This window comes from Rothia aeria, from assembly GCF_016726365.1.
Classification (GTDB): domain Bacteria; phylum Actinomycetota; class Actinomycetes; order Actinomycetales; family Micrococcaceae; genus Rothia; species Rothia aeria.
Genome location: NZ_CP068102.1, coordinates 373420 through 395449 on the forward strand (window position 1 = coordinate 373420; position 22030 = coordinate 395449).

The following is a 22030-nucleotide window of genomic DNA, read 5'->3' on the forward strand; positions in this document are numbered from 1 at the left end:
CTCAACATTATGCACGACCTGCCAATTCACGGGTCAACGTCCCCACAGCCTCAGGCCCGCCCTGCTGCAGCGCCTTCACCAGTGCGGTACCAACAATCACCCCATCCGCGTAGGCACCAATCTCCTCCACATGAGCGCGGGTAGACACCCCCAACCCAACACACGCATGCTTGGCACCGGCGGCACGAATATCATCCACCAGCGACCGAGCAGCCTCAGAGACCGAGGCACGGGCACCCGTAACACCCATCACCGACACTGCATACACAAAACCACTAGACGCCTTCGCAATAGTCTTAAGACGATCCTGGGACGACGACAGCGCCGCCAAGAAAATACGATCCAGCCCGTGTTTCTCGGACGCTTCAAACCACTCAGAAGCCTCATCCGGCACCAGATCGGGGGTAATAATCCCCGCACCCCCGGCAGCAGCAAGATCACTGGCAAACCGATCCACCCCATACGCGAGAACCGGGTTCCAGTACGTCATCACCACCACAACGGCGTTAGTTGCCTCAGTAATACGGCGCACCGCATCAAACAACTGAGTGAGCTTAAACCCGTTATCCAAAGCAGTGCCTGTAGCCTGCTGAATCACCGGGCCGTCCATGACAGGGTCAGAGTACGGCACACCAAGCTCAATAATATCCGCCCCATTATTACCCAGCTCAATGGCGGCAGCAACCGACTCATCCACAGTGGGGAACCCGGCTGGTAAATAACCGATCAGGGCGGCGCGACCGGCCTGCTGGCATTCACGCAGGCGGGCAGCTAATGCCGACCCCGGGTTAGCGGGCGGGAAAGCGCCGTCAAGCACGGAGTACGTGGCGGCATGCGGCTGTGCATCCTGGTAGCTCATAAGTTAGTTTTTCTCGCTTTCTGCCTGCTTGAGGTTCTCAGCAGCCCCCTGCGCGGCGGCCTCTTTATTACCAGTCATTAATGTAGAAGACGGGATGGCCTTCCCCAGGTCGAACCATTTCAGGGCAGTCTCCATGTCCTTATCACCACGGCCAGACAGACACACCACCATAATCTTCTCCCGAGCGGCCGCAGGATCCTGTGCCGCCCACTGCTGGCAAACACGCAGCGCACCAGCAAGCGCGTGAGCAGACTCGATAGCGGGGATAATTCCTTCAGTGCGGCACAAGAGGCGGAACGCCTCCATGGCCTCAGTATCGGTCACCGGCTGGTAGCTCACGCGGCCAATATCCGAAAGGTACGAATGTTCCGGGCCGACCCCCGGATAGTCCAACCCCGCCGAAATGGAATGAGATTCGATAGTCTGCCCGTCCTCATCCTGCATCAGATACGTTACCGCGCCGTGAAGCATACCGGGGCGGCCCAAGGTAATAGTCGCCGCATGGCGCCCAGTCTCGACGCCATCACCACCAGCCTCAAACCCGTATATTTCAACGTCCCTATCGTCAAGGAAGGCATGGAAAATACCAATAGCGTTCGACCCACCACCCACACAGGCAGCCACCCCATCAGGCAGGCGCCCCGTAAGAGACTGAATCTGCTCCCGCGTCTCTGAGCCAATAGCGTCATGGAAAAACCGAACCATCGCCGGGAACGGGTGCGCACCCGCAGCCGTACCCAACAGGTAGTGGGTGTTCTCAACGTTAGCGACCCAGTCACGCAACGCCTCATTAATAGCGTCTTTAAGAGTTCGAGAACCGTTCTGTACGGCAATAACTTTCGCCCCCAGCAGCTGCATACGAGCCACGTTCAAAGCCTGCCGCTCGGTGTCCTCCTCCCCCATGTACACAACGCACTCCATGCCGAACAAGGCAGCGGCAGTTGCGGTAGCTACACCGTGCTGGCCCGCACCGGTCTCAGCGATCAAACGGGTTTTGCCCATCCGCTGAGCCAGTAACGCCTGCCCGATCACATTGTTGATCTTGTGGCTCCCGGTATGGTTAAGATCCTCACGCTTGAGGAAGACTCGGGCCCCCGCGTGCTCCGAAAACCGCGGCACCTCAGTCAGCAGTGAAGGCCGGTTTGAATACTCGCGAGAAAGACGCTGAAACTGCGCAATAAACTCGGGGTCATTTTTCGCCTCGTTAAAAGTCTGTTCCAGCTCATCCATGGCAGCAATGAGAGACTCAGGCATCCACCGGCCACCATATTGTCCGAAATAAGGGCCGGGTGCGTCCTTAAGAGTGCGGCTCTTAAGGAATGTCTCTGCCAGGTTTTCGCTCATTGTTGTCCTTCCTGGGGTGATTCTACTGGGGTGCGGGCAGACAAAACACCCGCATCCTTAATATTCTACGGGGCGGCCCGCACAACCGGCGCCACCCGCTGAGCATACTCAACGCACAATAAAGCTACTGCGAACGAGGCACCGCCGAAAACGCACGTACCGCCGCCTCAGGGTCGCCTGACTTTACCAAAGCCTCGCCGATGAGCACCGCATCCGCCCCGGCATTAGCGTAGCCTGTCACGTCCTCAATACCGGACACCCCAGACTCCGCCACCTTAATGACGCTCTGCGGCAGATTAGCCGCCAAGGACGCGTAATGCTCATTATTCACCTCAAGAGTCTTTAGATTACGCACATTAATACCCATAATCTTCGCGCCAACCCGCTGGGCTGTCTCAATCTCATCCGGTGTATGTGTCTCAACAAGAGCGTTCATCCCCAGCAGCTCCGTTAACTCCAAAAAATACCGCAAAGTCTTCTCCGGTAAAGCCGCCACAATAAGTAGCACCATATCCGCCCCATGTGCCCGGGCCTCCCAAATCTGGTACTCATCAACTGTAAAATCTTTACGAAGCACCGGGATATCCACGGCAGCACGCACAGCATCCAAATCAGCCAACGAGCCGCCAAAACGACGCTGCTCAGTCAACACAGAAATAGCCGCCGCACCACCAGCCTGATATTTAGCCGCAAGCACCGCCGGATCCGGGATGTCCCCCAAGGCACCCTTCGACGGGGAAGAACGCTTCACCTCAGAAATAATACGTACCTTCGCACCATCACCGTGTAACGCCGCAAGCGCGTCCCGGGCAGGCTCAGCTGCAAGGGCCAGCTCCTTCACGCGCTCCAACGGAACCTGCTCCATACGCTGCGTTACATCCTCACGCACGCCAACAATAATCTCATCCAGTACGGTACTGGTACTCATGGTTCACTCCTTCAGTTCACTCGCCCGCAAAGGTGCCCTTCGTGGCAGGTAGAGAAAAGGCGCCCCGCACATTCGCGGAACGCCTCTACCAGCAAGCCCTAGTGGCGTGCGGTGTTCTTCGTCTTCGCCCCGCCCTGGCCATAGCCAGCCTGCTTCAGGAAAAACCCAACCAACAGGCCAATCACAATAATGCCCGCGCCGACGAAAACCACCGGTTGACTGCCCAAGTCGTAAGCAATGGAACCCACCAGAACACCAACTGTCATAATGGCGACCATAACCCACGCGGCAACCGTGTTGCCGTGGTTAGCGTACGGGCGTTCAGGAACAATAACAATTTTCTCTTCAGCCACGAAAACTCCTCAGTGTGTGCCAGCGGATGCTCACCGAACAATCCGCCACTTGTTAACACGATTCTATGACATATCGCGGGCTAAGGCTGAATTTAAGACACCAAACACGAAAAAACAGGGGGCACACCGGGTCACCGGGTGGTGGGGTCCTCTCCCCTGCTGAGCGAATCCCAAGCGTCCATCTCATCCATGTGCCCGTCCTCCGTATGGACACTACGCGCGGCTGAACGCTCATACCTGCGCCCAGCATCCCAGGTGCGGGAAGTGAACGCAGCCCACAGCGCGACCACGATAATCAGCACACCGCACGCCGCCGACACCCACGGCCACGGGCTCAGCGCATACTCGCCTGCCGGAGAAATTGTGCCTGTTAGGCGGCTGGTCTCTGTCACCACAGCTGCAGCAGGGTTACTTGTCACCGCAATAACACTCAAGACGATACCAACCCCCGCAGCTGCGGCAACACCGTACACCACATACCGCAACAGGCGCGGGGCGATACGCCCAGCAAGCGGGGCCGCCAACGCCACCAACGCAAGCGCGCTCACCGCCGGAGCGGCTTTTGAGCCGGAAACCGCTAAAGACTGCTCACCGAAAGCACCGGTGATTCGCGCATCCACCCACGTGAGAAGAGTGGTACCGAACGCTGCGGCCGCCACCAGCAGTCCGGAGAGCATCACCAGTCCCGGGCGGGTGCTGCGCTCCTTAGCCTGCTGTTCGGAGGCGATGGCATCCGGTGTGGCAGGTTCACGTTCCATGCTCGACTCTTGGGCACCGGTGTTTTCGTGGGGGTTTTGCCCGTCTGCCCGCCCGCTGTCGGGTTCATCACTCATTGGAGCCTCCTAAGAGGTTGCGTTCTGCGAGTTCAAAGGCGCCAAACCAGAGGCGCTCAGTACAGCCCGTAATGGGGCCGCCGCCTTATTTACGGTCTCCTGCGTTTCGGAAGTGGGCACAGAATCCATGACAATACCAGCACCAGCCTGCACATAGGCTTTACCGTCCTTAAGAACAGCGGTGCGGATCGCAATCGCCATATCCATGTCCCCGGCAAAATCAAAATACCCGCACACACCACCGTACACGCCACGCCGGGTAGGCTCATACTCATCAATCAGCTGCAACGCACGCGGCTTGGGCGCCCCCGATAAAGTGCCCGCCGGGAAAGCCGCCCTCAACACATCATAGGCACCAAATTGCGGGTCAAGGTCGGCGCTCACCGTCGAAGAAATATGCATAATGTGGCTGAACCGTTCAATGATCATAAATTCATCCACCGACACAGTACCAGGCTTAGCAATGCGGGAAAGGTCATTACGGGCCAAATCCACCAGCATCAAGTGCTCCGAAAGCTCCTTCTGATCCGCCAGCAGCTCCTGAGCGAGCGCAATATCCTGCTCCCGGGTGGCCCCGCGCGGTCGGGAACCAGCGATCGGGTGGGTGGTTGCTTTCCCGTCCTTGAGGGTCACCAGTGCCTCCGGTGAGGACCCTACAATATGGAACGGAGTGCCTGCCGGATCCGCAAAATTAAACAGGTACATGTACGGGGACGGGTTTGACTGGCGCAGCATCCGGTACACGTCCAAGGGGTTAGCTTTGGTGGCGACCTCGAACCGGCGTGAGGGTACGATCTGGAAGACATCACCGTCAACAATGTTTTTCTTCGCCTTGTCAATGGCGTCCATGTACCCCTGTTCAGACCAGGTTTCGGTGACCTCATGACGGACACGCTCATCCACCCGCGAAACGTCCGAAAGCACTGAGACCATATCGGATGCGCCGCGGGCAAGACGCTCTACCATGCGGTTTAGCCGGACGCGGGCATCGGCGTAGGCGGCATCTACGTTCTCGTCAGTGCCGTTGAAATTAATGGCATTAGCTACCAGCAGAACCGTTCCGTCGGTGTTATCGTGGATCGCCATATCAGAGACCATATTCAGCGCGAACTCCGGCAGGTGCACATCATCGGCGGGAGGGAATGGCAGGTGCTCCCAGCGGCGCACCACGTCCCACCCCAGGTACCCCACCAGCCCCGATGTCAGCGGAGGAAGCCCCGGCAGCGGCTCGGTGTGCAGCATATGCAGGGTTTTGGCGATGGCCTCCACCGGGTCTCCCTCGGTGGGCGCCCCGGCCGGGGTTTCGCCCTGCCAGTGCACTTTCCCGTCCACGGTGGTAAGGGTCGAGCGGGATGAGGCACCAATAAACGAGTACCTGTCCCAGGCGGCAGACTCCCCTTCGGCGGTGACCTTCGCCGATTCCAGCAGGAACGTGCCCGGGGCTGCTGTGCCATCGTCCTGAAGGGCAAGTGAGCGGTAAATACCGATGGGGGTGAGCGCATCCGCCAGCACTTTAAGACGCACCGGGATGACGCGCCGCTGCGCCGCTAACGCACGGAATTCGTCAAGCGAGGGGGAAATAATGCCCAAATCCTGCATGGGGGTGTTCCTTCAGTTCTTTGATTCGGTGGTGTACACATCCAGTGTAGTCCCGCCCCAAAGCTGCTCCGCCGGGGCGGGGCGGGCAGCTTTACGGGAGGTTTTTCAGGGTGGCGGCGGTCTGCAGCGCCGCCGCTGTGGCCTCATACCCTTTGTCCTCGGAGGAGCCGGGCAGGCCCGCGCGGTCCAGTGCCTGCTGCTCATTATCGCAGGTGAGAACACCAAACCCCACAGGGCGGCCAGTGAGCACAGACACATCGGTCAGGCCGCTGGTAGCGCCCTGGCACACGTAGTCAAAGTGCGGGGTGCCGCCGCGGATCACAACACCCAACGCCACAATCGCGTCGTACTTCTCAGCCAGGCGGGTGGCCGCCACAGGTAGTTCGAATGTGCCCGGAACACGCACAATAGTGGGTTCTACACCGGCATCCGCTGCGGCCCGCCGGGCACCGTCCAGCAGCCCGTCCATAACCTGGGTGTGCCAGCTGGCTGCCACAATAGCGAGTTTAAAACCCCGGTAGTCTTCGGGGGTGAGGGTGGTATCTGCCGCGCCTGCGCCGCTCATGGTGTTCTCCTTCGGGTTGTTTCAGAACCTACGTGTAGTTCTGGTGTTTTCAGGGTATTAGTGGTTGTGGGGGTGGTTGGGGTGTGTATTCCTGGGGCCCAGTTGGTGCCGCATCCGGTCGCGTTTAGTCGCTAAATACCGGGTGTTCTCGGCACGGGCGGGCACCTCATCGGGTATCATCTCAAGAACCTCAACCCCCAGTTCGGCGAGCGCCTGCACCTTCGCCGGGTTATTTGACACCAGCCGGATACGTTCGGCGCCCAACTCCTGCAAAATCACTGACGCCTGCGTATAGTCGCGCATGTCGGCGTCCAGGCCAAGCGCCAGGTTCGCGTCTACCGTATCAAGGCCAGCGTCCTGCAGCCGGTAGGCCCGCAGTTTATTGACCAGCCCAATGCCGCGCCCCTCATGGTTGCGGGTGTACACGAGCCAGCCGCCCTGCTGGGCGATAATGCGCAGGCCGTTTTCAAGCTGCGGACCGCAATCGCACCGGTACGAACCAAAAATGTCGCCGGTGGCGCACTCCGAGTGGATGCGCACTGCGGGTGCTGGCGGCTCCGTGCCGGTGCCGGTGAACGGGGTGGGGGTTCCGTCATCGTTGAGGGCGCGGGCGGTAATATGTTCGGCGCCGTCGGCGAAAAGCCAGGCGCGCACACCAAATACACCGTGCGGGGTTGGAACCGGCACCTCGTAGGTGGTTTCGATCAGCTGCGGGCTGGGCATCGGTACCGTATCCAGGGGTGAGGCGATGTAGGATGCGGCGGCGTCCGCGACGGCCTGCTCCTGCTCCGGGGGAAGGTTCAGGCCCTCCCAGCCCTGCCCCGTGGAGGCGGCAGGTTTCGGTTCTGGGCTCATGCGCCCTCCTTCAGGTAGGCGATGAGATCTTCGATGGAGACCATCGGCAGGCTGTGTTCGGTAGCGAAAGCCCGCAGCGCGTCGAAACGCATCATTGAGCCGTCATCGTGCACCAGCTCGGCGATAACGCCCACCCCCGAAAGCCCCGCGGCACGGCACAGTTCCACGGCTGCTTCGGTATGCCCGGGGCGCTGGGCCACACCGCCTGCTACCGCGCGGAGCGGGAAAATATGTCCTGGACGGGTAATATCGGTTGGGGTTGCAGACGGGTCGGCCAGTACCCGGACGGTACGGGCACGGTCGGCGGCGCTAATACCGGTGCTGACCCCCATACGCGCGTCACATGAGACAGTGTAGGCGGTACCTTTCGGGTCTTCATTATGGGCGAGCATCGGGGGCAGGTTCAGCTTATCGGCGCGGGAGGCGCTCATCGGGGCGCAAATCACCCCGGAGGTGTACCGCACCGTGAAACCCATCAGCTGCTTGGTGGCGTGTTCGGCCGCAAAAATAATATCGCCCTCATTCTCGCGGCTCTCATCATCTACCACGACCACTGCGCCCCCGGCGGCAATCGCATCGACTGCGCTCTGAACCGTATCGAGTGTCCGGCCGGGCCCGTTCGCGGTGGTGTGCTCCCGCGCCTGCGGGGTGTCGAATGCCAGCAGGCGTCCCACATACTTGGCTAGTGCATCAGTTTCCAGGTTCACGGTGTCCCCCACGGTGAGCTCCCCCAGGTTAGTGGCGGCGAGGGTTTCGGGGATCAGCCCAACTTCGAACCAGTGCTGCTTCTGGGCAGGATCGGAGACGGCGGTGACGGTCAGCGAAACACCCGAGACCGTAATTGACCCCTTCTGCACCAAATATGGGGCGAACTCGGCGGGCACGGCGAAGCGGACAGTACGCCACGCATCATGATCCGTCACCGAGACGACGGTTGCGGTTCCATCAACGTGCCCCTGTACCACGTGCCCGTCAAAACGGCCGCCTGCGGGCATGCACCGTTCAAGGTTCACGTGCGAACCGGGTACGAGAGCCCCCAGGTTGGTGCGGGCCAGAGTCTCACCCATGGCGTAGGCCCTAAACTGCCCTTCGCTCAGGTGGGGAAGGTCAATGGCGGTCAGGCACACACCGTTAACGGCCAGCGAACCGCCGTGCCCCAGATCGGCAACAATATCACCAGCGTTAATGGTGATGTGCGCGGCACCAGTATCTCTACCCTGAGCGTCCAGAACCGGCGTCACCGACTCTACAGTGCCTAAAGCACCAATAATTCCTGTAAACATTTCTCTCCTCGTCACGCCAGCTAGTGGCACCCAATCCATTCTAACGGCGCACACGCGCCGGTTTATTCCCGTTCCGGCTAACTTTTCACTCTGCGGATGCGCCCTCTTATGATGCAGCCCTCACCCGTCCTCGCGGGGCTCGGGGGCGTAGCACTCTGTGCACCGTTCCAGTACCCGCCTGGCCCCGGGGTTCTGGTAGTCGCCGCGCGGAACCGGAACCAGGTGAGTTGCAGTATCTGCCCCCAGCACCCGCACAGCCGGGAACATCCCCAGATCGTCCAGGTGCAGCCGTGGGGCATTGGCCAGGGTGCCGGTGCTAAGACGGTACACGGCGCTCTTGCCGTGCCCCAGCAGCAGGGGCGCGCGGTACCAGATCATCTCATCAACCAGATCTTCACCCGCGAATAACCCCACCATGCCGGGGCCGCCCTCAATCATAAGGTGCCGCACCCCGCGATCGTACAGGGTGCTCAGCAGCTCAAACGGGTCGTGGGTGAACACCTGCAAAAACCGGTCAGGGTCCGGGTCGTACGGGCCTTCTGCTGCAAGCCCGCGAATACGGTAGGATTCAGGGATTTCGCGTCGGCCCATCACCACCCGCAGAGGCTGCTTCGTAAAACGGCTCCCGTCGCTGCGGCGGGCATCCAAGGAAGGGTCGTCCGTAAGGGCGGTGCGGGTCCCGATCATGACCGCATCGGCACGGTGCCGCACCAGGTGCCCATCAATGCGGGCGGCGGGGCCGGTAATCCACTTGCTGGTGCCATCAGCAGCAGCAATAAACCCATCCAGGGTGGAAGCCGATTTAGCCGTAATAAACGGGCGGCGCTCGGCGGCGGCAATAAACCAGCGCTCATTCAGCAGGTACGAGTCAGCTGAAAACCCTTCCATCAGCTGCGCATCCACACCGTTACTGCGCAGATGCGCCGCTCCCCCGGCGGCGGAGGTAGTATCGGGGTAAGCGTAGCGCACACGCCGCACCCCTGCGGCCACAATCGCGTGTGAGCAGGGCCCGGTGCGCCCGGTGTGGTTGCACGGCTCAAGGCTCACATACATACTTGCACCCCTCGGGTCGGTACCTGCAGCCCGTGCCTGTGCCAGTGCATCCGCTTCAGCGTGAGGGGTACCTGCCCCGCGGTGCCAGCCCACATACAGCACCCGCCCGTCCGTGCCCGTAATAACCGCACCCACCAGCGGGTTCGCCCCGCGAATACCGCACCGTGCAGCGTCTAACGCCAAACGCATCGCCTGCTCATCGGTGAGGGGCCCATCTGGGATGCTGAACGTGTATGGGGAGGGTATGCCGTCCACATGCCCGTACTCCGCAGCGGAATAGTCAAGATCATTCACTGGAGTGTGCATTACCGAAACCATTATTTACTCGCCTCCACCTTGACCGTAATATCCGGGAACTGCGTTTGCACACGGGTACGCTGCGTTTCCCGGTTGCGGGTACGCCACCACACAAAAAACCCGACAAGGGTGAAACACCCATAAAACACGTACATGAGCGAGGTGGCGTAATACCCGGCGCCCCACAGCAGCGGCACACCCACCAGGTCTACAGCCACCCAGATGAGCCAGAATTCGACCCAGCCGCGTGCCATACCGTAGGTTGCCAGCAGCGAACCGGTAAAAATCCAGGCGTCAGACCACACCGGCTCATACGAGCCCATTGCCCGAAATACCGGGGTGAGACCCACAGTCCCTGCGGCCATCACAGTGATTAGTCCCGCCCGTTCCCACCCGGAGGCCCACTGCGGTATGACCGCCGTACCTTGAGCGTGTGCACCGCCTGTTACGCGGGTTTGCCGCCACCGGTACCAGCCCCACACCGATACGGTGATGAACATGAGCTGCCGTCCCGCCTGGCCCAGCATGTTCACGGGGTTGGGGCTGCCAAAAAACGCCCCCATAAAAACGGTGAATAGCAGCAGGTTACCGATAATACCCACCGGCCACGCCCACACCTTACGCCGCATCCCGCCCAGCGCCGATGCCAGGCCAAACGCGTTACCGAGAACTTCGCGCACCAGCAGGGACTGGTCCCCTACATGGATCTGTGCGTCGAAGAGCCACCGCAGAAATTCCATTTTCTCCCTTTCGAGCTGCAGATCGCGGCGGCTCCGGGGAGAACAAAAACATGCCCCGACCGAGCCTTTGCTGCCCGGCGGTACCGGATACGCACGGCACTGCCGCCGAGCCAGGCGGCGAGTGTGGGCGCGTCCTCCACTATTTTTGCTCGTGCTGCCTACCATCCAGACTGTACTGTCGGCACCGGAATTTCACCGGTTCGGCCGCGCCATGCCTTCTCACAGCAGGTGCGGTTCGCGGACTATCACCGCCGGTTCGGAATTTCACCGACCCCGGAGCACGATTGAACGCCTCAATTATCGCACACCTGAACGCGAGGATTCTCACGGTGCCCGCCCGCAGCCGGGTACCCTGCGAACGGGGTCACGGTGGGGTGCGTATCCGGCTGCTCACAGGCGACGCATTCGTGGACCGTCTGCTCCCGGGGGTGCTCGGCCACACGCACCGTGACGGACACGGACCGCCTCGGCTCGGTGGCGGGTTCGACGGTGATGGTGTGTTCCTGACCGGGCTTCCAGGCTGTAGGAATCCGAAAATCGGTGATGAAGTACGTATCAAGGGCCAGCTGTTTTGCCTGGAGCTCGTGCACTACTTCCCCGTCGGCCTTCACCCTCAGCTGGGCGGGGATTTTAAGGGCCGGGAAGGTGGGTGGCAGATCCGGGTGGCGTTTCTCGCCAGCAGCCCAGCCGAGCCCGGAAATCTCCACGGTCTGCCCGGGGGTCACCTCTGCGGGCATCCCCACCGTGGAGCCGTCGCCGCTGGTTCCCGTCACCAGGGGTATCACGCGGTGAGAGCGCACCGTCCCAGGTTTCGTCCCGGTATCCTGCACCGAGATTTTTGTGAGGCTATCGGCGTCAATACGGGTCTGTTCCCCCGAATGGGTATCAACGGACGAGGGCACGAACTCGCCGGTGAGCGCATCAATATGGAAATCAACCGTGACGCCCCTATGATCACCCGCCTTATCGAGTACCACCACCGAGCCGTCCGGCAGCAGGGTCAGGTGGTTAATTTTTGCCGATGCCACCTGCACCTGCCCGACCACGATACCGGCGCACGCATCAATCACCGCAACTGTCCCGCCGCTGGATTCTGCGGCGTGGGCCGCCCCGAAATCCCCCAGGTAGATCAGGTGCCGTTTCTCATCAATCACCATATCGGTGGGGGTCACCCCGTACCGGATAAAATGCTTCAGCTCGCCGGTGGTCTTATCCAGCACGTGCACCCCGGTGTTCTTCCCCTCATGCCCCTGCGTTGATACATATATTTCGCCCAGGGCGTGGTCGGTTACCACACCGTGCACTTTTACCCGCCCAAAATGCGTAACGTCCCCCGCTGGTACGGGTAGGGTGCGAACCACCGTATGGCTGGTGGGGTCTACCTCATACACCTGATCCAGGTAGTAGTCTCCCATGTAAAGGTTCCCGCTGTGAGCATCCCGGGCGATTGTCATCGGGTGCGAGAGCACACCGGGCGCCGGGTCCACTTTCTGAACCTCAAAGGTGGCGGTGTCAATCACCCAGAAACCGCCCATCCCGGTCACGAACGCTTTGCCGTTAGCTGCATCCACATACACCTCACGGGGGTGCTTAATATCCTGCTCGAACAGCCCCTTCGCGGGGTCATAGCTGGTCCATACTGGTTGCAGGGTGCCCTGCTTTAAGGCGTCCTGGCGGTACACGGTCACGGCATAGGAGCTAGCGTCGCTCACCCAGATGGTGCCGTGCTCGTCATCAATATCAATACCGAAGGCGCCCCGAAACTGGTACTGCCCCGCAAGTTCAGCGCGGATCTCTTCGGTGACCGGCATTTTAGCGGTCGCCTCAATCTGCAGTGTCTGCGGGTTCACCCGGGCAATAGTGGCCACGGTCGAACCGTGAGCGGGGGTGAAATTAAAGATGCTGCTCACATACAGCTTATGAGTCTTTGCCGAGTATGCGGCCAAATACTGCCCAGGCAGCCCCTGGGTCTGCTGGGCGTGCACCCGCACCGAACGGTACGAGCATGCTGCGGCAGCGGAGTGTTCATCGGGAGTCTCAAACCCGCCCGAATATTCAGCAGGGGCGGATGCTTCGGAGGGGTAGTGGGCAGCGGCATGGTATTTATCCTCAGCATGTTCGGGCACTATCACCCGGTGGGTACCCTCGACCACAGTCAGGGCTCCTCAGCGCTATGACGTTCTCAGCGCAATGGTGATTTCTCAGTGCGGTGATAATTTTTCAGTGCAATGGTGGTTCTTCACCCTACCAGCACAAACCCACCCGGCACCAGACATTCCCCAAAGATTATTACCCCCGTATAGTGCGGCAACAGGCCGCAAAAAGCAGAACAAGGTGCGCGGCTACCCCACCGAACGGCAGAGAAACCGCGCACCATCACATTCGTAGTGTAAGAATATCTCCGTGTATCAGGGGCACACTGGTGCTAGACTTCCTTGGCGGGTGCGCACGGTTGCCCGCGCCCACCTGTCCGCACCAGAACTATCCCCGGTTAGTTTTCGACCGAACGGAACGCCACCACAGCGTTATGTCCGCCAAACCCGAAAGAATTCGACAAGCCCACAATCTCACCTGCGGGAAGGTCCCTAGCGTCGGTCACCACATCCAGGTCGATCTGCGGGTCCTTATTCTCCAGGTTAATCGTGCGGGGCGCCTTGCGGTGGTGCAGGGCCAGCACGGTCAGCACCGCCTCCAGCGCGCCCGCTCCGCCCAGCAGATGCCCGGTCATTGACTTCGTGGCCGAGACCGCAATGTTCTTCGTATGCTCCCCAAACGCCGCGTGCATTGCCGTGGCTTCGGGAAGGTCACCGGCCGGTGTTGAGGTTGCGTGCGCGTTAATATGCACCACAGACTGCGGGTCGATTTGCCCATCCTCAAGAGCCTCCCGCAGGGCACGCGTAGCCCCCAAAGCATCCGGGTCCGGGGCGGTAATATGGTACGAGTCAGCTGAGACGCCGGTACCTGCCAATTCCGCATATACCCGAGCGCCACGCGCCTGAGCGTGCTCCTGTGACTCCAGCACCATTGCCGCCGCGCCCTCACCCATGACGAACCCGTCACGGTCTGTATCGTAAGGACGGGATGCCTTCTGCGGCTCATCATTGCGGGAAGAAAGCGCCTGCATTTTAGCGAATGCTGCCATCGGCAGCGGGTGAATAGCGGCCTCAGAGCCGCCCACCACCACAACATCGGCCTTGCCGGTGCGGATCATCTCAACGCCCAGCTCCATGGCCTCCGTCGACGACGCACACGCCGACACCACGGTCTGCGCCGCCGCGCGAGCCTTCAAACTCATGGAAACCGCTGCAGCATTCCCGTTAGGCATGAGCATCGGCACGGTCATCGGCAGCACACGACGCGGCCCTTTCTCCCGCAGGGTATCCCATGCATCCAGCAGAGTCCACACGCCACCGATACCGGTGCCGAAAGCAACACCGGTGCGCACAGGATCTGTTTCCTTAGCAGATTCGGCGTCAGGGCCGGAGAACCCGGCGTCTTCCCACGCCTCACGTGCAGCAATGAGGGCGAGCTGCCCCGAAGGGTCAAGGCGTTTCGCCTCAACCTTACTCAGCCTCTCGGACTCCTGCGCGGGGACAGCCACACGGCCTGCAATGTAGACCGGAAGATCATATTCTTCAACCCAGGGCTCGTCGATCGTCGTAATACCCGAAACACCTTTAAGGGCGTTCGCCCAAGTGGTGGGGACGTCGCCGCCAATGGGGGTGGTCGCGCCGAGGCCGGTCACCAGCACTTTTCGAGACATCTTCACACTTTCTTCATGTATATCGGTGGGTGAGAGAAATAAACGTATGGGCGCGGTGCGTGTGCGGCCCGCGCCCATCGCCTGCAGTTTCTGTTTTAGGAGGCGTTCTCGATAAACTCGACAGCGTCACCAACGGTCTTAAGGTTCTTCACCTCTTCGTCCGGGATGGTCACCTCGAACTTCTCTTCGGCGTTCACAACGATAGTCATCATTGAGATGGAGTCGATGTCCAAGTCCTCGGTAAAGGACTTATCCAGCTGAACGTCCTCAACCTCAACGCCGGTCTCTTCGTTCACGATTTCTGCCAGACCAGCAAGGATCTCTTCTTTGTTAGCCATTGAGGGGCTCCTTTATTGTTCAACACGGCCGCAAGACCGCTTTTCCCTGGCACGCCCAACAGGCGCACACATACTACATGAGTTTATCGTGTCTGTGCGCTCAATGCACACGATAAACCCGGTGTTTTCCCGAAAATCCTGGCCGCCGCACACGGGGCGTCCAGAACGCGGAAAGTTTTAGGTTCACCGCCTTCACCGCACCGTTTCCGGCCCAGCTTCACAGCGGCACAGTCTACGGTAAGACAACCACCTGAGCAGCAAACGCCAAACCGGCACCAAAGCCGATCTGCAAAGCAAATGTACCCGACAGCTCAGGGTTTTCCCGCAGCAGACGGTGCGCCGCCAACGGCACAGACGCCGCAGAGGTATTCCCCGCATCCGCAATATCTCGGGCAATAGCCACGCTCTCGGGAAGCTTCAGCGTCTTCGCCATCTGGTCGATAATACGCGCATTCGCCTGATGCGGGATAAGCGCCCCCAGCTCGTCGGCGGTAATACCCGCAGCCTCAAGGGCCTGCTGGGCAACCTTCGCCATCTCCCACACCGCCCAGCGGAACACCGACGGGCCATCCTGACGCAGCGTGGGCCAGATCTTCTCGCCCTCACCCACGGGGTTCTGCACAAAATCACGGTTACGGATATCCAGCAAAGAGTGAGTCATCCCCACGGTTCCCCACCGGGAGCCGTCAGAGCCCCACACGGTCGGGGCGATCCCTGGCTCATCCGAAACACCCACAACCGCCGCACCCGCGCCGTCACCCAGCAGGAACGAAATGGAGCGCTCGGTATTATCAATAAAATCGGACAGCTTCTCCACGCCAATCACCAGCACGTTCTGCGCCGCACCCGAACGCACCAACGCGTCCGCCTGCGCGATCCCGTAGCAGAAACCGGCGCACGCCGCCGAAATATCGTAGGCGGGGCATTTTGACCCGATCTCCTCCGCAACCAAAGTCGCCAAAGAAGGAGTTGCGTAGGGGTGCGAGATGGTTGAAACAATCACCGCACCAATATCCGCGCCGTCAACCCCCGCAGCGGCGAGCGCATCATGTGCGGAGCCAAACGCCAAATCCGCCACAGACTGGTTCTCGCTTGCGCGGTGACGGGTTGAGATACCGGTGCGCTGGGTAATCCACTCATCCGAAGAGTTAATGGCCTCAACAATGTCGTTATTGTGCACCAGTACCTCGCCGCGGGCGGCACCGTAGCCGAGGATGCGGGAGTAGCGGTTCATCTCGTTCTGTTTGAGAGTAGTCAAAGAGGTTTTCCTTCACGTCCTATGTGGTAGCAACCGGAATCTAAACGGTAACAGCTTCAAGATCTTCAGGGGTGTTCACCGCTGCCGACGGTACCCCGCGCATGGCCCGTTTAGCGAGACCCACCAGGGTGCCAGCGGGAGCCACCTCAATAATACTGTCTACCTCGGCGGCCATGAGCGTGCTCATGCACCGGTCCCAGCGCACGGGGCTAGTGACCTGCGAAACAAGGCTATCTACGAATTCCCGGCCCGTGCTAATGCGCTCGCCGTCACGGTTGCTCAGCAGCTCGTAGGCGGGATCGTTCACGGTCAGCTCTGCGGCGAAAGCGGCCAGCGGCTCCACGGCGGGGGCCATCGCCTGGGTGTGGAATGCGCCTGCTACTTTCAGCGGGATCACACGGGTTCGGGCGGGCGGGTTGGCGGCGAACGCCTCAATAGCTTCAAGGGGGCCTGCAGCGACGATCTGCCCCGCCCCGTTAGAGTTGGCGGCTACCAGCGCAGCCTCATCAATAGCTTGCCGCACATCCTGCTCAACACCGCCAAGCACCGCGGCCATACCGGTGGGTGATGCGGCGGCGGCCTGTGCCATGCCGGTAGCTCGCACCCGCACAAAACGCATGGCGTCTTCTTCGGTGAGCACGCCCGCCAGCGCGGCGGCGGTAATTTCACCTACGGAATGCCCGGCGAGAATGAGCTTGGACTCCCCCAGCTTCTGTAGCACTTTGCGCCCGGTAACAATACCTGCAGCAACAATGAGCGGCTGCGCGATGGCGGTGTCTTTAATGGTTTCTTCTTCGGCTTCAGTGCCGTAGTGGATCAGGTCAATACCCGCCGCGTCAGAGAGCCGCTGCAGATGCTCACGCACCCCGTCTATTTCGAGCCAGGGGCTCAAAAAGCTCTTCTTCTGGGAGCCCTGACCGGGGCATACGAGTGCACGCATCGCTCGCCTCTCTGTCTTTGTGTCATATCAGTCTGCGGCGCCTTGTAATGGTACGCCTGGGTAAGTGTTCGCATACTATGCTACCGCGCGTTCAGCCTGTGCATAAACTTCCGGGATGGTTTTACGGGGTTTTCCGGCAGAATATTTTACCCGCAGCACATATTTTTAGACTCCGGGTCTAAAGGGCGGGACTGGATTGTGATGCGAGGCAGCTCAAGCGCGGGGGTGCGCCCGGGCGTAGGTTTCGGCCAGCCGTTTCATGGAGACATGAGTGTAGATCTGTGTGGTGGCAAGTGAGGAATGCCCCAATAGTTCCTGCACGGTGCGGATATCGGCGCCGCCATCAACCAGGTGCGTTGCCGCGGAATGACGCAGCACGTGCGCACCGGAGGCTTCCGAATTCTCAAGGGTGCGCAGTAACCGGCTGAGGTCTTCACGCACCTGCCGGGGGTTGGCGCGCCGCCCGCGCGGGCCAATGAAGAGGGCGGTTACGTTGCGGGACCCTTCAGGAATCCACTGGGGCCGCCCGTGCGCCACCCACCTATTGAGTGCTTTCATTGCCGGAACACCCAGCGGCACGATGCGTTCCTTATTGCCTTTGCCAAGCACCCGCACCGTCCTATTGGCTCGATCCACGCTGTTCAGGTCAAGCCCCGTCAGCTCCGAGATACGCATCCCAGAGGCGTACAGCACCTCAACCACAGCCCACAGGCGCAGCAGACGGGCATCAGTGGGGGTTTGGCGGTGCCGCTGCTGCAGCTCGTCCAGCAGCTGGTTCATTTGTGCCTGAGACAGCACGGACGGCAGGTGACGGTCACGTTTTGGGGTGCTCATCCCGCGGGTGGGGTTATCAATAATCAGTTCTTCATCCTGCGCCCAGGTGAAGAAGGTGCGCAGGGTTGAGCCGCGCCGGGCCACCGTGGCTTTGGAGTTCTGCCTCAGGTGCATCGCTCCCAGCCATTCGCGGATCAGCGTAATATCAATAGCTTCGAGCGTGCTCACGCCCCGCCGCGCAGCGAACCCTAAAAACCCTTCAAGATCGGAAATGTAGGAGCGCACGGTCTGCTCAGAGCGGTGCTTCTCATAGCGCAGGTAGCGTTCAAACTGTTGCAGATGGGGACGGTACACCTCAAGGGTGGGGGCGGATGCACCCGGCACCGGCGAACCGGGCGCAACACCGGGGGTTTGGAGCAGGTGAGGAAGGCGCCTGGTGGTCAGAAGCAAGGTGGTGCTGTCCCGGAGCGCGTCGGGACCGGTTGGTGATTCCTGGTTACTGCCCATATCCTCCCCTCATGGTTTAGCCGACTAGGTGCGGGGCCTTGCTTCTTCTCACTCACACAACGCCCCCAATGGTGCGGTATGAAAGGGCTAAAACGGCTGACCCCGTTGCTTTCCCCATTGTAGCCGCCGCACACCAGAGGGAGGTTATGCGGCGGTTTTAAGGCGTACCTTCCGCCACCCCTGCCCGTTACTCTGGGCAAGACCCAAACGGTCGAGTGCCCCCAACTGCAGCATGACCGTGCGGGCGTCCAACCCAACCCGCACCGCAATATCGTCCACAGTACGGTAGGCGGTGACCGCCAGCGAATCCCACAGCCTGTTCTGTGCCTCAGTGAGAGAATCTGTCAGATACTGCTCGCCAGCGTCCTGGGCAGCGTCTTCACGTTCAGCGTCGAACCCGGCCCCGGCCTCAAGCAGGTCTTGCGCTTCGGTGAGGATCTGCGCGTGGGCATCTCTTATGAGCCGGTTACACCCCACCGAGTTCGGGGCGTCAATCTGCCCTGGCACAGCCCACACCTCCCGCCCTATTTCCAGGGCGTGATGCGCCGTGTTGAGTGCGCCCGAACGCCACCGGGCCTCAGCAACCACAGTGTGCGCCGCTAACGCCGCGATCAGCCGGTTACGTTCCAAAAACCGCCACCGCGTGGGGGTGTTACCAATCGAAACCTCGCTAAGTACCAGGGCATCACGGGCAATCACTTGCAGGGTGGCTGTGTTTTGCGCCGGATAAAAATGATCAAGTCCGCCAGCCATGAGGGCAACGGTGGGCAGCTTCCCCGTGCCCGCCCCCAAAGCTGCACGGTGCGCGGCAATATCAACACCGTATGCGCCTCCCGAAATAATAGTGCACCCGTGCTCGGCAAGTTCAGAGCTCAGATGCGCGGTAATCGCCTGCCCATACTGGGTGGCGTCCCGTGAGCCCACCAGGGCGATACTGCTGTGATGATGATCCGCCAGCACCCGAAGTTTACTGCGCTCCCCCTTGCCCCACAGGCCGTAAGGGGCTGCGGGCCCCAAATCGTCAAGAGAGCGAGGGTAGTCATCGTCTTCAGGGATCGCCAGCCACGCACCGCACGCAAGCGCCAGTTCGTATTCACGCACCGGGTTCAGGGCACGCCGAGCCCAACGTTTGCTGCGGGCCGCGAGCGCTTTCTCAAGCTCTTCACGGGTTGTTTCGTGTTCTCCCGGGCGGTACCTGGGTGAACGCTGCATCAGAATGGCGTGCAGTACCGGGTCGGGTTCACCGTTTTCCCATACGCTATGCGGAATGCGGCCTCCGCTGGCGAGTACATGCGCGGTAAAGGCTGGGCCGAATGCGGTAAGCGCCTGCGCCACAATGTTATCGGCTGGTTCCGCTAGACGCATCATGAGCGCCCTGCACAGGCGCAGGTACTCAATCCCCTGCTTTTCAAGGGCTTCGGCGGGAAGGTGCGGGTCGAAGAGCTGCGGGGGCTCGGCCTCAGCCTGCGGGTGAAGCGCCCAGCGCCAGGGGTCCTCCTGCACCCCGTCGGGGATGCGCCGCCCGCCCAGTTCTTGGAGCAGCCTCCGCCGGTGCACACAGAGGCGCATGAGGGCGGTGGTATCAAGACCGGAAATGTTCAGGGCTGGTTCCTGCGGTGCTGGTACACCGGTGGAGGGCTGCGTCTCAGTATTGTGGTCACGGGTTTCCTGCTGAACCGCACGGTTATTTGTATGCATTGTTCGTCCTTTCCGAAGAATAACTATCTGACTGCTGACCTGCGTTATACCCTGCCGGGCCCCTAGATTGCCCCGCTGCCCTGCTGCCGCAGGAACAGTGCAAGCTCCATATGCTCACGCTGGGGGCTGACGGTCCCGTCAAGGTCGCTCAGTGTCCACGCGGTACGCAGCACCCGGTCGTAACCCCTGGCGGTGAGCACGCCCCGATCGACTGCCCGGTTAAGCTCTCGGGTGAGTGGGGCATCCAGCCGCAGAGGACCGCGCAGAATCTTCCCGTTTGCTTCAGCGTTCACCCGCAGCCCGAAACGGCTCAGGCGTTCGCGTTGGGCGGCTCGGGCGGTCATCACTCGTTCCCTGATGAGGGCCGACGCCTCACCGCGCTCGCCGCTGGCTAGTTCCACTGAAGAGACTTTGGGTACTGACAGGTTCAGGTCAATGCGGTCCAGCAGCGGGCCTGAGAGTTTCCCGAAGTAGCCGCGTCGTTCACGCGGGGTGCAGGTGCACTCGGTTCCGGTTCCTACGTTCATGCCGCATGGGCAGGGGTTCGCGGCGAGTATCAGCTGAAACCGTGCCGGGTAGGTTGCTGAGGCCGCTGAACGGTCGAGCACGATTTCACCGTTCTCTAGCGGCTGGCGTAGCGAGTCGAGTACGGTACGTTTAAATTCCGGTGCCTCATCCAGGAACAGCACGCCGCGGTGGGCTTTTGAGACGCATCCGGGGCGGGGAATGCCGCTGCCTCCCCCAAGGATCGCCGGGGCGGAGGCGCTGTGGTGTGGTGCCTCAAACGGTGGGGTGCGTACCAGTTCACGCAGCGGCGTGCCACCTGCTGTGAGGGAGCGGATGGCGGTTACTTCCATGGCTGCGTCATCATCAAGTGGTGGCAGGATGCTCGGCAGACGTTCTGCGAGCATGGTCTTTCCAGACCCGGGTGGCCCCGTAAAGAGCAGGTGGTGCCCTCCGGCGGCGGCGATTTCGAGGGCGAACCTCCCCTGGGCTTGCCCGGCAACGTCCGACATATCTGAGGGGATACCGTGTTCGGGGATTTCGGCGGTGGGCTGCTCCCGCACGCTCTCGGGCGGGTATTTGAGGTTCTCAGCCGAGGCGCCCAGGGCCACAAATATTTCGGCGAGGCACCTAAACCCACTGACCTGTATCCCGGGAATGAGCGCTGCCTCGTGCATATTCTGGGCGGGTACCACTACTCGAGAGTGCCCGGCATCAGCTGCGGCTTTAACAGCGGGCAGTATGCCGGGTATGGGTCGGATCGACCCGTCTAGCCCGACTTCGCCAAGGAAAACGCAGTCACCGCTGGGTTTGAGTTTTTTCTCGGCTTGCAGGGCCGCGACCACCATCGCCACATCAAACCCGGAGCCTTTCTTAGGCAGGGTTGCGGGGGTGAGGTTAATGGTGAGCCGGTGTTGGGTGAGTCCAATCCCGGAGTTTTTGGTGGCTGAGCGCACCCGTTCTTTTGACTCGTTCAGTGCGGTATCCGGCAGCCCAAGGAGTACGAAAGACGGCAGGGCTGAGGATACGTCCGCCTCTACTTCGACGATGTGCCCCCGCAGCCCCACAAGCGCCACGGAGTAGGTACGGGCGAACCCCATCATGCCACCCCCTTGAGGTGTTCGAAAGTGAACTGTTCGGGGGTTCCTAGTATGCTGACTGCGTCTATGCGGAAGTGCCCGAAGTCCAGGGTCTCGCGCTGGCGGCACCAGAGGATGGCAAGCTCACGGGTGCGGCGTGCTTTGTCTTTACCGATGGCTTCCAGGGGGTGCCCGAAGCCGCTGTCGGTGCGGGTTTTGATTTCTATGAAGACCAGTTCATCGTCGGGGTCGATAGCGATGGCGTCGATCTCGCCGTGGGTGCGTTCCCCTTCGTATCCCGCAGGAAGACGCCAATTCCGGTCGAGCAGCCGGTACCCGTTGGTTTCGAGGATGCGAGCGGCAAGATCTTCGCCCCAGCGGCCTACGGCGTGTGCCTTGGGCTGGCTGCGCGCGCAGGTAGCGGCGCGGGTGGGTTTCTTCGGGGGTGTCATGGTCTCTC

General features: G+C 60.9%; 20 protein-coding genes and 1 riboswitch. All 20 genes read right to left on the reverse strand.

Going from position 1 to position 22030, the window contains the following annotated elements; all coding sequences use genetic code 11:
* Window positions 1-7 precede the first annotated feature (7 nt).
* Window positions 8-859, reverse strand: coding sequence for a tryptophan synthase subunit alpha (gene trpA / locus I6I94_RS01590; protein ID WP_126499942.1), 852 nt, complete (start codon window positions 857-859; stop codon window positions 8-10).
* A 3-nt stretch (window positions 860-862) separates the two neighbouring features.
* Entirely contained in the window at window positions 863-2203 is a 1341-nt protein-coding gene (gene trpB / locus I6I94_RS01595; protein ID WP_128087716.1) for a tryptophan synthase subunit beta, read from the reverse strand.
* A 124-nt stretch (window positions 2204-2327) separates the two neighbouring features.
* Window positions 2328-3131: an indole-3-glycerol phosphate synthase TrpC gene (trpC, locus tag I6I94_RS01600; RefSeq protein ID WP_201620806.1), complete on the reverse strand. Its 804-nt coding sequence runs from the start codon at window positions 3129-3131 to the stop codon at window positions 2328-2330.
* Between the two features lie 98 nt (window positions 3132-3229).
* Complete coding sequence (locus I6I94_RS01605; protein WP_037237388.1) at window positions 3230-3484, reverse strand: HGxxPAAW family protein; 255 nt, start codon at window positions 3482-3484, stop codon at window positions 3230-3232.
* Window positions 3485-3615: 131 nt separating this feature from the next.
* Window positions 3616-4317 carry a Trp biosynthesis-associated membrane protein gene (locus tag I6I94_RS01610; protein WP_128087714.1) on the reverse strand — a complete coding sequence of 234 codons (702 nt, stop codon included), beginning with the start codon at window positions 4315-4317 and terminating at the stop codon, window positions 3616-3618.
* A 9-nt stretch (window positions 4318-4326) separates the two neighbouring features.
* Complete coding sequence (locus tag I6I94_RS01615) at window positions 4327-5916, reverse strand: anthranilate synthase component I (protein WP_128087713.1); 1590 nt, start codon at window positions 5914-5916, stop codon at window positions 4327-4329.
* A 91-nt stretch (window positions 5917-6007) separates the two neighbouring features.
* Window positions 6008-6481: a 6,7-dimethyl-8-ribityllumazine synthase gene (gene ribH / locus I6I94_RS01620; RefSeq protein WP_037237396.1), complete on the reverse strand. Its 474-nt coding sequence runs from the start codon at window positions 6479-6481 to the stop codon at window positions 6008-6010.
* Window positions 6482-6538: 57 nt separating this feature from the next.
* Window positions 6539-7336, reverse strand: a complete 798-nt coding sequence (locus I6I94_RS01625) for a GTP cyclohydrolase II (RefSeq protein WP_006887888.1) — start codon at window positions 7334-7336, stop codon at window positions 6539-6541.
* The gene (ribB, locus tag I6I94_RS01630) at window positions 7333-8619 is read right to left on the reverse strand and encodes a 3,4-dihydroxy-2-butanone-4-phosphate synthase (protein WP_128087712.1); all 1287 of its coding nucleotides are present in this window, start codon (window positions 8617-8619) and stop codon (window positions 7333-7335) included. The genes I6I94_RS01625 and ribB overlap by 4 nt, the downstream gene beginning before the upstream one ends.
* A gap of 120 nt (window positions 8620-8739) precedes the next feature.
* Window positions 8740-9990, reverse strand: a complete 1251-nt coding sequence (gene ribD / locus I6I94_RS01635) for a bifunctional diaminohydroxyphosphoribosylaminopyrimidine deaminase/5-amino-6-(5-phosphoribosylamino)uracil reductase RibD (protein WP_201620807.1) — start codon at window positions 9988-9990, stop codon at window positions 8740-8742.
* Entirely contained in the window at window positions 9990-10709 is a 720-nt protein-coding gene (pnuC, locus tag I6I94_RS01640) for a nicotinamide riboside transporter PnuC (protein WP_201620808.1), read from the reverse strand. Before pnuC ends, ribD begins: the two co-directional genes overlap by 1 nt.
* Before the next feature lie 147 nt (window positions 10710-10856).
* A riboswitch (FMN riboswitch) is annotated at window positions 10857-10995 on the reverse strand.
* A 7-nt stretch (window positions 10996-11002) separates the two neighbouring features.
* On the reverse strand, window positions 11003-12862 hold the full coding sequence (locus I6I94_RS01645) for a YncE family protein (protein ID WP_201620809.1): 1860 nt from the start codon (window positions 12860-12862) through the stop codon (window positions 11003-11005).
* A 338-nt stretch (window positions 12863-13200) separates the two neighbouring features.
* Entirely contained in the window at window positions 13201-14472 is a 1272-nt protein-coding gene (gene fabF / locus I6I94_RS01650) for a beta-ketoacyl-ACP synthase II (protein ID WP_128087708.1), read from the reverse strand.
* Window positions 14473-14567: 95 nt separating this feature from the next.
* A complete protein-coding gene (locus tag I6I94_RS01655) occupies window positions 14568-14810 on the reverse strand; it encodes an acyl carrier protein (protein ID WP_006887911.1) in 243 nt (80 codons plus the stop codon).
* A gap of 232 nt (window positions 14811-15042) precedes the next feature.
* Window positions 15043-16068, reverse strand: coding sequence for a beta-ketoacyl-ACP synthase III (locus tag I6I94_RS01660; RefSeq protein WP_128087707.1), 1026 nt, complete (start codon window positions 16066-16068; stop codon window positions 15043-15045).
* Between the two features lie 40 nt (window positions 16069-16108).
* Entirely contained in the window at window positions 16109-17008 is a 900-nt protein-coding gene (locus tag I6I94_RS01665) for an ACP S-malonyltransferase (protein WP_201620810.1), read from the reverse strand.
* Between the two features lie 213 nt (window positions 17009-17221).
* On the reverse strand, window positions 17222-18289 hold the full coding sequence (locus I6I94_RS01670) for a tyrosine recombinase XerC (protein ID WP_128087706.1): 1068 nt from the start codon (window positions 18287-18289) through the stop codon (window positions 17222-17224).
* A gap of 144 nt (window positions 18290-18433) precedes the next feature.
* Complete coding sequence (gene dprA, locus I6I94_RS01675; protein ID WP_128087705.1) at window positions 18434-19987, reverse strand: DNA-processing protein DprA; 1554 nt, start codon at window positions 19985-19987, stop codon at window positions 18434-18436.
* A gap of 62 nt (window positions 19988-20049) precedes the next feature.
* Window positions 20050-21591 carry a YifB family Mg chelatase-like AAA ATPase gene (locus I6I94_RS01680; RefSeq protein WP_128088197.1) on the reverse strand — a complete coding sequence of 514 codons (1542 nt, stop codon included), beginning with the start codon at window positions 21589-21591 and terminating at the stop codon, window positions 20050-20052.
* A complete protein-coding gene (locus I6I94_RS01685) occupies window positions 21591-22022 on the reverse strand; it encodes a YraN family protein (RefSeq protein ID WP_201620811.1) in 432 nt (143 codons plus the stop codon). The genes I6I94_RS01680 and I6I94_RS01685 overlap by 1 nt, the downstream gene beginning before the upstream one ends.
* Between the last annotated feature and the right edge of the window lie 8 nt (window positions 22023-22030).

What these genes read in the sequence shown, in the direction of transcription:
- trpA (WP_126499942.1), bottom strand. Translation starts at nt 859, where the DNA reads ATGAGCTACCAGGATGCACAGCCGCATGCCGCCACGTACTCCGTGCTT.
- trpB (WP_128087716.1), bottom strand. Translation starts at nt 2,203, where the DNA reads ATGAGCGAAAACCTGGCAGAGACATTCCTTAAGAGCCGCACTCTTAAG.
- trpC (WP_201620806.1), bottom strand. Translation starts at nt 3,131, where the DNA reads ATGAGTACCAGTACCGTACTGGATGAGATTATTGTTGGCGTGCGTGAG.
- I6I94_RS01610 (WP_128087714.1), bottom strand. Translation starts at nt 4,317, where the DNA reads ATGAGTGATGAACCCGACAGCGGGCGGGCAGACGGGCAAAACCCCCAC.
- I6I94_RS01615 (WP_128087713.1), bottom strand. Translation starts at nt 5,916, where the DNA reads ATGCAGGATTTGGGCATTATTTCCCCCTCGCTTGACGAATTCCGTGCG.
- ribH (WP_037237396.1), bottom strand. Translation starts at nt 6,481, where the DNA reads ATGAGCGGCGCAGGCGCGGCAGATACCACCCTCACCCCCGAAGACTAC.
- I6I94_RS01625 (WP_006887888.1), bottom strand. Translation starts at nt 7,336, where the DNA reads ATGAGCCCAGAACCGAAACCTGCCGCCTCCACGGGGCAGGGCTGGGAG.
- ribB (WP_128087712.1), bottom strand. Translation starts at nt 8,619, where the DNA reads ATGTTTACAGGAATTATTGGTGCTTTAGGCACTGTAGAGTCGGTGACG.
- ribD (WP_201620807.1), bottom strand. Translation starts at nt 9,990, where the DNA reads ATGGTTTCGGTAATGCACACTCCAGTGAATGATCTTGACTATTCCGCT.
- pnuC (WP_201620808.1), bottom strand. Translation starts at nt 10,709, where the DNA reads ATGGAATTTCTGCGGTGGCTCTTCGACGCACAGATCCATGTAGGGGAC.
- fabF (WP_128087708.1), bottom strand. Translation starts at nt 14,472, where the DNA reads ATGTCTCGAAAAGTGCTGGTGACCGGCCTCGGCGCGACCACCCCCATT.
- I6I94_RS01655 (WP_006887911.1), bottom strand. Translation starts at nt 14,810, where the DNA reads ATGGCTAACAAAGAAGAGATCCTTGCTGGTCTGGCAGAAATCGTGAAC.
- I6I94_RS01665 (WP_201620810.1), bottom strand. Translation starts at nt 17,008, where the DNA reads ATGCGTGCACTCGTATGCCCCGGTCAGGGCTCCCAGAAGAAGAGCTTT.
- I6I94_RS01670 (WP_128087706.1), bottom strand. Translation starts at nt 18,289, where the DNA reads ATGGGCAGTAACCAGGAATCACCAACCGGTCCCGACGCGCTCCGGGAC.
- dprA (WP_128087705.1), bottom strand. Translation starts at nt 19,987, where the DNA reads ATGCATACAAATAACCGTGCGGTTCAGCAGGAAACCCGTGACCACAAT.
- I6I94_RS01680 (WP_128088197.1), bottom strand. Translation starts at nt 21,591, where the DNA reads ATGGGGTTCGCCCGTACCTACTCCGTGGCGCTTGTGGGGCTGCGGGGG.
- I6I94_RS01685 (WP_201620811.1), bottom strand. Translation starts at nt 22,022, where the DNA reads ATGACACCCCCGAAGAAACCCACCCGCGCCGCTACCTGCGCGCGCAGC.